The 280-nt window shown below is 66.1% G+C and carries 1 protein-coding gene; it reads left to right on the forward strand.

Annotated features, from left to right (window positions below):
* Window positions 1-280, forward strand: a 280-nt coding sequence (locus KVS69_RS19405) for an MFS transporter (RefSeq protein WP_345776831.1), incomplete at both ends; no start/stop codon positions are given.

Raw genomic sequence — 280 nt, forward strand, 5'->3', positions numbered from 1 at the left:
CTGATCTTCGTTCTGCAGGCGGCATCCGCCGGCTTCACGCCGACCTTCCAGGCCACCATCCCGGACATCCTTCCCGACGAAGAGGACTACACGAAGGCGCTGTCGCTGTCCCGGCTGGCCTACGACCTGGAAAGCCTGATTTCCCCGATGCTGGCCGCCGCGCTGCTGACCGTCATCAGCTTTCACAACCTGTTCGCGGGAACGGTGCTCGGTTTCCTCGTTTCAGCCGCTCTCGTGGTCAGCGTGCGGTTGCCCACGTCCGTCCCCGGCCCGCGCCGCG

It is taken from the genome of Stenotrophomonas sp. GbtcB23 (assembly GCF_019091045.1).
GTDB classification, from domain to species: domain Bacteria; phylum Pseudomonadota; class Gammaproteobacteria; order Xanthomonadales; family Xanthomonadaceae; genus Stenotrophomonas; species Stenotrophomonas rhizophila_A.